Source organism: Salinimicrobium sediminilitoris (assembly GCF_020866905.1).
Classification (GTDB): domain Bacteria; phylum Bacteroidota; class Bacteroidia; order Flavobacteriales; family Flavobacteriaceae; genus Salinimicrobium; species Salinimicrobium sediminilitoris.
On record NZ_JAIVCC010000002.1, the window covers coordinates 96,270 to 108,155 of the forward strand.

The window sequence follows — 11,886 nt, forward strand, 5'->3', positions numbered from 1 at the left end:
ATTTGATTAGGGACAAATATAAAATTTATATAGTAAAGAAGGACTATTCCATTTTTGTTTTTAACGCCTCATTAACGCTGATCTTCTCATTTCCACGGAATGCGACTATGTAACTGTCGGGGAAACCGGTACGTTTTGCCTTATCATGCAAATCCTGTATCTGGGAATAACTGGAAGATGCACCGTAGTAATATTTGAAAAGCTTTCCTTCTTTATTTCTCGAAACCTGGTTCAATCCTTTAAAATTTCTTGAATTTGGATCCAGCTTTTTACCTGATGCCGCCAATTGCACCTTAAAGGTTATTCCATCATATACATCAAGCGGTCTATCTTCAGATTCCTGTGTGAGCTCGATAGGAGGATTAGCTTCTATATTATCCAGAATAGAAAGATTCATCGAATTCTTGTAATCCTTTACAGCACGAACGATAGATTCAGAAATCGCAGCCTGACCGGCGGCGCTGTTAAGAAAGGCACCTTCGGATCTATTGCTTAAAAATCCTGCTTCTATAAGTACACTGGGCATATAGGTCTCCCTCAATACCAGGAAACCTGCCTGTTTTACTCCCCGGTTAACCCGTTTATTTATGTTTGTGAAATTCTTCTGAATAAAATCTGCAAGCAAAATACTTTGATCCAGATATTCTTCCTGCATCAGGGTGAGTCCTATATACGATTCAGGAGAATTGGGATTAAAGCCGTCATAGGTCATTTCATAATCTTCCTCAAGAAAGATTACCTGGTTCTCACGCATTGCCACCTCCAGGTTGTCCTGGTTACGGTGAAGCCCAAGTACAAAAGTCTCGGTACCCTGGGCCTGGGATTTATGACCATTCATGTGAATAGAAACAAAAAGATCTGCTTCGGCCTTATTTGCTATCTGTGCTCTTCCTGCCAGGGTTACAAAAACATCCGACTTACGGGTATAGATCACTTTAATATCCGGAATCTTTTCAAGTTCGGCACCAACCATAAGGGCGATATTTAAAGCGATTCCTTTTTCTTTGTAACCGTTCCAGGTGTTACCGGGATCCTGACCTCCATGCCCCGCATCCAACACGACTACAAAGGGATCGCGCGGTGGATCTCCTACTACAGAAGCAGCCATTAAAGGATTAATAGCAGTAAAAAATATTATAATTGCAAGAAAATTCGTTTTCATATTGAAATAACGGTTCATTGGGGTGCTTATTATTTTTAGTGAACTCAAAAGGTACCTTAAAAAATATATGTAATTTTGAGACTTCAAAAAACGAGCCACACCATACAAAAATAGCATAACTACCATTGCGAACAAAGATACTTTACATACTTTCCTGCTGTATTTTTTTGCTTTCTTTAGCCTCAAAATCCACAGCACAGGAAATTAAAACCAAAGAAGGTATCCGCATCCCTGCAGAACGTGAGCCTGTACAACCCATCCAGGACTCTATAAAAATAGAAGCTCCAATTCCTGTAATTACACTTACTCCACAAGATACTGTACGACCAAAACGGGAAATGCTCGCCGATAGAGTTGTTTATACAGCAGAAGACTACATGCGCCTTAGTCCGCGCGAAAACAGGATATACCTTTATAATAATGCCGAAGTGACCTATGGCGATATCAATATTACCGCAGGAAGGATCATTCTCGACAATGAACGTAATGAAGTTTATGCCTACGGAATTGTAGATACGGCTGGAGTTTATACTCAAAAACCCGTATTCACGCAGGCCCAGAATGTGGTGCGCCCGGATTCTATTCGTTTTAATTTTGATTCTGAAAAAGCCCTCGTCTTCAATTCCCGAACAGATCAGGGAGAATTTAAAGTGCTGGGTCAAATTACTAAGCGTGAAAATGACTCGGTGTATTACATGAAGAATGTGAGGTTTACCACCTCCCCTAATGAAGAAAACCCCGATTATTATTTTTATGCCAGAAGGATCAAGTTGGTGCCCGATAAAAAAATAGTCTCCGGCCTGGTGAATATGTACATTGCCGATGTTCCTACTCCTTTAGGTCTTCCGTTTGGCTATTTTCCAATGACCGATGAACAGACTTCAGGATTTATAATTCCATCCTTTGGGGATGACAACAACCGCGGATTCTTTCTGCAAAATGGAGGTTATTATTTTGCCATTAATGATTATGTAGATCTAACGGTGCTGGGAGATTATTACACTAACGGGAGTTACGGGTTAAGAATGGAATCTTCTTATGCCCTGCGATACAGATTTCGGGGTAACCTCAGCTTTAGATATGAAAAGCAAATAAACAGTGAAAGGGGATTTCCCGATTTTTCTGAAGGTACTATTTACAATCTGCGCTGGAACCACAGCCAGGATTCAAAAGCAAATCCTTCTTCAAGGTTCTCAGCAGCCGTTAACCTTGGTAGTAGCGACTATTACCAGGCCTCTACCAACCAAATGAACACGGGGAATAGGTTAACTAATACCTTAACTTCTTCGGTATCATATTCTAAAACATTCAATATTGAGCCGCAGGTAAACCTCAGCATCACTGCCACACACAGTCAAAATACCAATACCAATCAAATAAATATGACCCTGCCAACAGTGCAGGCAAGTATGGCGAGAGTTTATCCTTTCGAGCCAAAAGTGGGTTCCAAAAAGGGGATTATTGAGAATATAAATTTCCAGTACAACTTTCGGGGCGAGAACAGATTCCGGACTTCAGATTCGCTTTTCTTTACACCCGAAATGTTTAAAGATGCGGTATTTGGGGCACAGCACACCATTCCGCTTACCACAAATTTTAAGTTGTTCAACTACTTAAGCGTAAGTGCAGGGACAAATTATACCGAGTCATGGGTTTTCAAAACCTTTGAAAGATCATATGACGAGGAAGCCCGTCTGGAGGTTGTAGATACTGTGAGTGGTTTTGACTCTTTTCGCACCTACAATTTCAATACCAGTATAGGTACTACCATTTATGGGATGAAAACTTTTAGCGGTGATGGTAAGTATCAGGCAATTCGGCACGTGATGCGTCCTTCTATAAGTTATAATATCAATCCGGGATTTGATTACTATTACGATCAATATGTTATCCCCGAGACAGATGGACGGGAAGAACGTGTTGTAGATTATTCTCGATTTCAGGGTACCCTGTATGGACCTCCGGGAAAAATCTTTTCCAGTTCCATTGGCCTGTCGTTAAGCAATACTTTTGAAGCCAAGGTGAAAGATTCCGTAGATGCCGAACCACGGAAGGTAAAACTGCTAAATAACTTCAATATTAGCACTTCCTATAATCTTGCAGGAGATTCATTAAAGCTCTCCCCTATCAGCATACGTGGAAGTATCCCGGTGATACAGAACAAGCTGGATATCAATTTTGGAAGTAATCTTGATATTTATGCTTTAAACAACGCCAACCGTCGCATAGATAAATTAAATATTGAAAATGGCGGAAGTCTCTTCAGGCTCACTAATGCAAACGTAAGTTTTGGATATTCTTTCTCGAGCAAGGATTTTTCAGGTGGAAAAGAAAACGTCAACAGGCTTGAAAATCAAACTTTCAGAAATGGAGGAAGGCCCGATGATCTCTTTGGAAAAGATATGGACATTGATGGTACTTTCTATGACGAAAAAGAAACTGATATGCCCGATGAAGAGGGGAAGGAAAACTCATGGTACAATTTTGAGATACCGTGGAACCTTAGACTGGCTTATGCTATGAACTACAGTAACAACGCAAGACAAAATGATATTTCCTCACACTCCCTTATGTTCTCGGGAGATGTGGAATTTTCTCCAAAATGGACTGTTGGTGCCTCCTCGGGTTATGATTTTGTAAATACAGGTTTCACGCATACCCAGCTGCGTTTTGCACGGGATCTTGAAAGCTGGAGAATGACCTTTAGCTGGACTCCTTTTGGAGTTTATAAGCAGTGGAATTTCTTCATAGGGATCAAGTCTTCCTTGTTGAGGGATATAAAATATGAAAAAAGGAGAGAAAGAGACAGAAGTCTATAAAAACTAAACCATATGAAAACCATCATTCAAACCAAAGATGCTCCGGCGCCAATAGGAGCTTACAATCAGGCTGTTTTAAGCGGAAACACTTTATACATTTCGGGACAGATCGCAATTAATCCCGTTAACGGGGAACTGGAACAGAAAAATATTGAAGAGGAGACAGAACAGGTAATGCGCAACCTTAAAGCCATACTGGGTGCAGCCGAAATGGACTTTGAAAATGTGGTGAAGAGCTCAATCTTTATTAGTGACATGAATAATTTCGCCAGGATCAATGGTGTTTATTCCAAATATTTTGATGAAGCGACAGCCCCGGCACGGGAAACTGTGGAGGTGGCGAATCTTCCAAAATTTGTAAATGTGGAAATAAGTATGATCGCAGTTAAGTAAAGAAAAATAACAAAAGATCAAAAATGAATATGACAGGGGCTCAAAAATGCCATTTTTGAGCCCCTGTTCTTTTATAGATCGTCGGCACCGGGGAACCGGATATAATCTGGCGCAAGACTCTTCTCTTTCTCAACCGGGCCTTCTTCCTCTTCCTCTTCCTCTTTTATGGCTGAGCTCGAGATTTCCCTGTCTACAACTTTTCGTAATAGTTCTTTAAAGGTATCAAAATCCACCTGGTAAGAAAGTCCGATTCCCTGGGTGAAGCCCAACTCCTCTCCCAGGTATTGAATATTGTTTTCCCTGTTAAAGATCTTCGCCCGAAGGTTTCCTTCTTCATTTAACAGGAATTCGATCTCCAGGTTACCCACAATAACTGTTTCGGTAACACCTCCTACAGGCACTCCCACCTGGCCATTAATAAGTACCCGTTCACTTATCTGCGTGGAAAGGGTGACTCCAAACCGATCTGCCATTGATTGTTCGGGAGTTCGGGAGCCCTGTTCATAATTAAGACCAACTTCAAATACACCTCCATCGTCTCCCACCAGGCTGCTAAACAGCCCTGAAGATGCACTTTGGAAAACCCCTCCTAAAATGGCACTTCCAGCACTGCCTCCAAATACGTCGGGCGTGTAAAATTGCCCCAGGGCCAACAGGGAGAACGCCTGGGCTTCACTATTACCACTGGTTTCAATTTTATATTCGAGTTCAGACCTTACCGTCGAAGCAACATTAGGATATTCCAGGTCAAAGGAAAAGTCGGGCTGTACCAGTTCACCTTCCAGGTTGATCACTACTTCTACCGGTATTCTTCGGCTAATTCCCGGATTGTCCAGGATGATCGCAGGGTTTGCATGACCTTCATAAACAGCGCTTATATTGAGATCGGCAAGTGCAGGGTTCCCATTCCAGTTGATGCTTCCTCCCGGTCTTACTTCAAACCGTTTTTGAAGCGCCCCATAGTTGAAAATGTATTCTCCTGTGTTTGCAATAAAGTCACCCCACATATTAAATTTCCCCAGGGTATTGATCTCAATTAGCAAAGTACCTGCTCCTCTTCCGCGAAGAATACTGCCGTCAATATCCAGTTCCACCAAAGCATCGTTGGTGACATCCAGATCAAAATTAAGCTCCAGCCCTTTTACCTCCTGGAATTCCAGTTCTTCCCCTGCAAGGCGTGCAGCCTTCTCCTCGGGGCTTAAAAAGTGGATAAAAGAGTTGTCTCCAATACTTTCAGAATCACTTATTGGAATTTTGAAAACCGTTCCTCTACGAGTGGCTGCTATCACATCAATTACAAGTTCTGAAGTGGGGCCGTAAATTGAAGCATTTCCCCCAATGAACGCGGTACCATAGTAAAGGGCCTCCTCGTCATATTCGGTGTCCAGCACTAAAAGCCGGTCGGTAGAAACGTTCAATCCTAAAACCCAGTCTCTAAAGTTTGTATGTGAAATAGTGCCATCAAGAATACCTTTTGTATTGTATTTGGTATCGGTTATTCCAATTTCGTCAAAATTGAATTGCTGCTGAGTCAGATTCACCACGGCTCCTTCTTCAAAGGCGTAATCAACTTCCAAATAAGGAACAGACAGGCCGGCATTATCAAGAAAAAGCCTTCCCTCTATTTCAGGATTTCGGTAATCTCCTGAAATATAGGCTTCTCCCGAAACCAGCCCTCTTATATTACTAATAACATCCTTTCCCAACGGACTGAAAGCTGCCATGTTGAAATTTTTAAGATCTACATCCAGCGCAATTTCAGGAGAATCCTCTTCGACAGAGATTTCTCCAATAGCCGAAAGTGATTCCAATCCGGCATTTCTAAGGGATGTATTGACATTATAGAGACTTAGATCCCGATTGCCCATTACGTCCAGGTTAAGAATTCCCAGCATCTGGTCATTAAGAGTGAGATCATTTACTGTAAGAGAAGTGTTAGGGTAGTAAGCACCATCCTGCTGCAAAAGGTTCAGAGAACCGTTAACTATACCTCCCATTTCCAAACTTGGAATTTCGGGAGTGATCTTGTACAGGTCTACGTCGTCAAACTCCATTTGAAAATCCTTATAGGTAGAATCCCGCATCACTCCTGATAGCCGAATTTCCTCATTTTCATGACTAAGCACCAGGGAATCAATTACTACATCATTAAATCCTTTAGAGAAAATTATCCTGTTGGACCTGTTTCCCTCCTCATTAAGATGCCAAACACTTTCTTTGAATTTTAAGTCTGAAGGTTGTAAGCCAACTACAGAATTGTTATTCTCATTAATAGTGTGGTACAAATTCAGGTTAAACTCATCGTTGCTTTTTGGACCACCTTTAAATTCCGATCGCATAAAGAGCGTATCGTTAAGCGTAACGTTAATAAGATTGAAATCTTTTATGTTATAAAAGCTGGTCGCAACACTATCAATTTCTATAAAGGTATTGAAAAGCGGGTTCGAGTTATCTACCTGAATATTAACCTTTTCAAACAAGTTATTGAAAGCTTCTATTTGAGGAGATCGAAAAGCTAACCGAAACTCAGATTCATCAGATTCCACACTTCCGCGGATGAAGGTATTGGGCGCCAGTGCAATTTCCGGATAAAAGACTTCTACGATCTTATTGTAAATATCAAAATCAAAATTGAGGTATTGGTCGGTTGTGATCTTATTGGGACGATAGTTAGTGTAGAGACTTCCTACCGCATTCTCGACCAGGGCAGGAACTTCAGTAATGTCAAATATTCCTTCTATAGTACCATTAATAACATCTGGCGAATGCACCTCTATAGTTCTTACAGGCCCATCAAAATCTGAAGTAATTTCCAGATCCTTGAACATATAAGTATCATTATCATTTTTATAAGAAGTATTCAACAGATAAATTTCTCCTTCAAAATTGTTAAGGTTAGTGCCTTCAATGTTCATGATGACATCCCCCTGAAAATTAGAGATACTGTCCCGTTGAACAAGATTTAGAGCAGCCAGGTCGGCATGCGCAACAGAGGCTTCAAAATCATACACATTGATATCGGCAGAAAAATCTGCGAGCCCGTTAAATTCCATCCGAAGATTAGGATCCAGAGAGATCACATTTCCGTTGAAAAGAGGAGCTTTTAATGTACCCCGCAGCTTGAGATTATTATAGGCGTAATCTTTGAACACGAGCTTTGATATACTTCCCTGCACCTGCGTATTAAGAGTCTCGGTGGTAAAACCTCTCCCGTCAAAAGTGACATTTAAGGAAGTGGTTCCCAGGTCCTGCACATTGGCCAGCCGCCCAACATTGAAATCGCGTACCACCAGGCGACCTTTATAAGAAGTGATCACGCCTTCCCCAAAGCCTTTCATTTCCAGATCTACCTGGGCTGTTCCCAATTGTGAGAAAAGGTTAGCATCTGTAGACAATGAATTTTCTGAAACAAAAATATCCCCCTCGAGCTGAACGTTCCCCAGCTCCCTTAGTTCTTTAGGCAATTTATCCCGTAACAAACCCGGGAGTAGATTAATAAGATCATAATAATTCGTGGAAAGATTGGTGATCTCGCCATTTAACGAAAATTCACCCTCCATTGAGGACAAAGAATTTGTGATTTGCAGGTCTCCTTCAAGACGGGTACGGTCAAGGCCGTTCATTTTAAGGTCGACCAGCATAAAATCATTTAAAATTCCGTCGAGCGTGGTAGAAATATTGATCTTTTGGTCCTTCCCGAATTTGTCGTAAAATGGCTCCAGGTCATTTGTAGAGATGATTGATGGCCTTAGGGTCATTTCAACAGGCACCTTATTTATAAAACCGGCAAAGCCTTTGGTGATATCAAATCGAATGTCCGAATCGATTTTCGAATAGGGAGTTTCGATCTGGAGATCTTCCAGGACCATTTCTTCGGAAGTATAGCCGAAATTAGTACTTAAATAATCCACCCGGATTCCCCTGTTCTCGAACCCGGAAAGCCTTTCGATATCTACATAAACATCTGAATTTTCAACCAGGAGATCGCTGGCCAAAATGTTTAGCTCATCTAAATTGATTACTTCAGGAGTATTTAAATTTTGGTTTGTGTAGCTAAAATCTCCATCAACTACTTCCAGCCTGGCAACCTTGAGCATAAAAGGAGTTGGCTCCTTCTTTTTTTGACCTTTCAGTTTATTCAGAAAGATATTCAGATTATCCCGCTCCTCCCCTTCATAAACTTTCATATGCATGGAAAGCTCCCTTGCCGTAGTAGCTCCCAGGGTGGGATTATTATTGTAAATACTTCTTAGACTGGTAGCCGAAGTTTTTATTCTTTCAGAAAAAATAAGAGTGTCCTGGTGGTGGTCGAGGATTATTACATCCTTCAAATTAAGCTTCCCACTATAAGTGAGTCCTACCCGACCAATCCTAATATCCACATCTTTAGATTCTTTAAGGGAATCTGTGATTTTTCGTGCGACAAAAGTTTGTACAGAGGGAATGGAAAATACGATCAACAAAATGATGAAAATAAGCAGCAGAGAGAGCAGCGCTTTACCTAGTATTTTCCAGAATTTTCTGATAGTTTTTTTAGTTATAACTTTGCGAACAATATTAACAATTTTCGGGCCTAAATACTAGGGATGGCAGTACAAAATATTTACATACTCGGCATTGAATCATCCTGTGATGATACTGCTGCCGCAGTACTTCATAATGGTAAAATTCTATCTAATGTTGTGGCGACTCAAGAGGTCCACCAAAAGTATGGGGGGGTGGTGCCCGAGCTGGCTTCCAGAGCTCACCAACAGAACATTGTACCCGTAATTCATGAAGCTCTTTCCAGGGCCGGAGTAACGAAAGAAGATCTTTCTGCAATTGCTTTTACACGGGGTCCCGGTTTAATGGGTTCTCTTTTGGTAGGAACCTCTTTTGCAAAATCACTTTCCTTAGGGCTTAATATCCCGCTTTTGGACGTTAACCATATGCAGGCTCACATCCTCGCCCACTTTATTGAGGAGGAAGATTTTCAAAAACCAAAGTTCCCATTTCTTGCTCTAACAATAAGCGGGGGTCACACCCAGATCGTAAAAGTTTTAGACTATTTTAAAATGGAAGTAATTGGAGAAACGCTGGACGATGCAGTGGGAGAAGCTTTTGATAAAAGTGCAAAGATCCTTGGTCTTCCCTATCCCGGTGGTCCTTTAGTAGATAAAAATGCTCAAAAGGGTAATCCAAAAGCATTTCCTTTTCCCAAACCAAAAGTGGAAGGTTTGAACTTTAGCTTCAGCGGTTTAAAAACCTCTATTCTTTACTTTATTCAGAAACAGTTAAAGGAAGACCCTAAGTTTATTGAAGAAAACATTGAGGATATCTGCGCTTCAATTCAGCACACCATAATTAATATTCTTATGGATAAACTAAAAAAAGCAGTGAAACAAACGGGTATAAAAGAAATTGCCATTGCGGGAGGCGTATCGGCCAACAGTGGTATCAGGAAAACCCTTGTGGAAGCACAGGCTAAATACGGCTGGAAAACATATATTCCAAAATTCGAGTATACTACAGATAATGCAGCGATGATCGCCATTGCCGGCCATTACAAATTTATTTCTGAAGATTTTGCCGATCTTGGAGTAACCGCCACAGCAAGAATTAAAATGTAAACCATGCAGCTCTTTTTTCATCCTGAAGTAACTGAAGATCATAAGGAAGTTCGCTTTTCCAGGGAGGAGAGCAAACATATTGTGAAGGTCCTTAGAAAGCGTGAAGGGGACCGCCTGCACCTCACCAACGGGAAAGGCTGGATCTTCAAAACAGAAATCACCCTGGCCGAAGCCAATAACTGTACGGCCCGCATTTTGAAAACTGAAAAGGAGGCACCGGCATCATATCATTTACACCTTGCGGTAGCCCCTACAAAAATGAACGATCGTTATGAGTGGTTCCTGGAAAAGGCCACAGAGATTGGGATCCAGGAGATCACGCCGGTGATTTGTAATCACAGTGAACGTAAAGTCGTGAAATCTGAACGCTTTCAAAGAGTGATCCAGAGTGCTCTAAAGCAGTCCCTGCACACCAGGTTTCCGGTGTTGCATGAACCAATCAGTTTTAAGGATTTTATAGAGAAAGATCATCCCGAAGCGAGGTTTATTGCACATTGTGAAGATTCCATGCCAAGAAAATTACTTTCAGGGAGTCTCAAAAAAGGCATTTCGGCGACCATTTTAATCGGTCCCGAAGGAGATTTTTCCCCCGAAGAGATCAAAATGGCATTAGAAGCAGGCTGGAAACCGGTAAGCCTTGGAAACAGCAGGTTAAGAACTGAAACCGCAGCTGTGGTGGCCTGCCATACGGCTGCATTGATCAATGAAGAAGAATAACATTCCTTTTTGCTATTTTAGAGACATGAACAAAGTGCTGCTATTTTTCATATTTACTTTTTTCGCCGTAAATCTACAGGCGCAGCAGGTGGCAGTCCTTAAATACGGCGGTGGCGGCGATTGGTACAGCAACCCTACTGCGGTTCCCAATCTTATACAGTTTAGTAACGAAAATATTAAGACGTCAATTGACCCCCAACCCGGGGCGGTGGAACCGGGCAGTACAGACATTTTCCAGTATCCATTGATCTTTATGACCGGTCATGGCAATGTGTTCTTTAGTGATGAAGACGCATTAAATCTTCGGAATTACCTCCTGGGAGGAGGATTTTTGCACATCGATGACAATTACGGAATGAATGAATTCATTCGGAGGGAACTTAAAAAAGTTTTTCCTGAAAAAGAGCTCGAGGAACTTCCCGCCTCCCATCCCATTTTTTCTGCAGCATTTAATTATCCCAATGGCCTGCCAAAGATCCATGGACACGACGGACTTCGTCCGCAGGCCTTTGGCATTTTTGAAAATGGAAGGCTTCTGTGCCTGTTTACCTTTGAAACCGATCTTAGTGATGGCTGGGAAGATCCACAGGTGCACAATGATCCAGAAGAGGTGAGATTAAAGGCTCTTCAAATGGGAGCAAACATTGTAAAATTTGCTTTTTCCAACTAATGCAGGCAACACACGATTCCACTACTTTCGAAAAGAAAAAATTCCCTATTGTTCTTATTCTTGATGGAATTTCAAGTCCGGCGAATATGGGCAGCCTTTTTAGGCTGGCCGATGCCTTTGGAATTGAGAAGCTTATCTTTTGTGAAAGCCCGGTAGATTTAAAAAGTAACAGGTTGAAGAGAACAGCCAGGGCTACAATAAAAAATGTGCTTTTTGAGGAACAGGAAAATTCCGAAGCTGTTTGCAGGGAATTAAAAACTGAAGGATATAAAATTCTGGCCCTGGAAGTGGCATCGGGAAGTATTCCGGTTCAGGAAAGTAATTTTCAGGATCAGGAGAAAGTGGCCCTGGTGCTGGGAAATGAAAGCCGGGGAGTCAAAAAAGAAATCCTGGAAATGGCCGATGATCTGCTTCATATTGAAATGTTTGGAGATAACAGCAGCATGAATGTTACTCATGCTGGGGCAATAGCACTTTTTGAAATCACAAAAAGGCTGCAGCCAGTTCAATGAGAAA

At 41.6% G+C, this 11,886-nt stretch carries 8 protein-coding genes; 6 read left to right on the forward strand and 2 right to left on the reverse strand.

Annotation, left to right across the window (positions count from 1 at the left end):
* Window positions 1-43: 43 nt before the first annotated feature.
* On the reverse strand, window positions 44-1,162 hold the full coding sequence (locus LA313_RS02230; RefSeq protein WP_228912985.1) for an N-acetylmuramoyl-L-alanine amidase family protein: 1,119 nt from the start codon (window positions 1,160-1,162) through the stop codon (window positions 44-46).
* Window positions 1,163-1,287: 125 nt separating this feature from the next.
* On the opposite strand from LA313_RS02230, the gene LA313_RS02235 reads away from it, so the two are divergent.
* Complete coding sequence (locus LA313_RS02235) at window positions 1,288-3,981, forward strand: putative LPS assembly protein LptD (protein WP_228912986.1); 2,694 nt, start codon at window positions 1,288-1,290, stop codon at window positions 3,979-3,981.
* A gap of 12 nt (window positions 3,982-3,993) precedes the next feature.
* Complete coding sequence (locus LA313_RS02240) at window positions 3,994-4,374, forward strand: Rid family detoxifying hydrolase (protein ID WP_228912987.1); 381 nt, start codon at window positions 3,994-3,996, stop codon at window positions 4,372-4,374.
* Between the two features lie 71 nt (window positions 4,375-4,445).
* Here the strand turns inward: LA313_RS02240 and LA313_RS02245 are convergent, their stop codons facing one another.
* Entirely contained in the window at window positions 4,446-8,837 is a 4,392-nt protein-coding gene (locus tag LA313_RS02245) for a translocation/assembly module TamB domain-containing protein (protein WP_228912988.1), read from the reverse strand.
* A 123-nt stretch (window positions 8,838-8,960) separates the two neighbouring features.
* On the opposite strand from LA313_RS02245, the gene tsaD reads away from it, so the two are divergent.
* The 4 genes from tsaD to LA313_RS02265 are packed head-to-tail and all read left to right on the forward strand — an operon-like array spanning window position 8,961 to window position 11,882.
* Window positions 8,961-9,983, forward strand: a complete 1,023-nt coding sequence (gene tsaD / locus LA313_RS02250) for a tRNA (adenosine(37)-N6)-threonylcarbamoyltransferase complex transferase subunit TsaD (protein ID WP_228912989.1) — start codon at window positions 8,961-8,963, stop codon at window positions 9,981-9,983.
* Window positions 9,984-9,986: 3 nt separating this feature from the next.
* Window positions 9,987-10,700: a 16S rRNA (uracil(1498)-N(3))-methyltransferase gene (locus LA313_RS02255; RefSeq protein ID WP_228912990.1), complete on the forward strand. Its 714-nt coding sequence runs from the start codon at window positions 9,987-9,989 to the stop codon at window positions 10,698-10,700.
* A 25-nt stretch (window positions 10,701-10,725) separates the two neighbouring features.
* On the forward strand, window positions 10,726-11,370 hold the full coding sequence (locus LA313_RS02260; RefSeq protein ID WP_228913573.1) for a DUF4159 domain-containing protein: 645 nt from the start codon (window positions 10,726-10,728) through the stop codon (window positions 11,368-11,370).
* Window positions 11,370-11,882, forward strand: coding sequence for a TrmH family RNA methyltransferase (locus LA313_RS02265; protein ID WP_228912991.1), 513 nt, complete (start codon window positions 11,370-11,372; stop codon window positions 11,880-11,882). The genes LA313_RS02260 and LA313_RS02265 overlap by 1 nt, the downstream gene beginning before the upstream one ends.
* Window positions 11,883-11,886 lie beyond the last annotated feature (4 nt).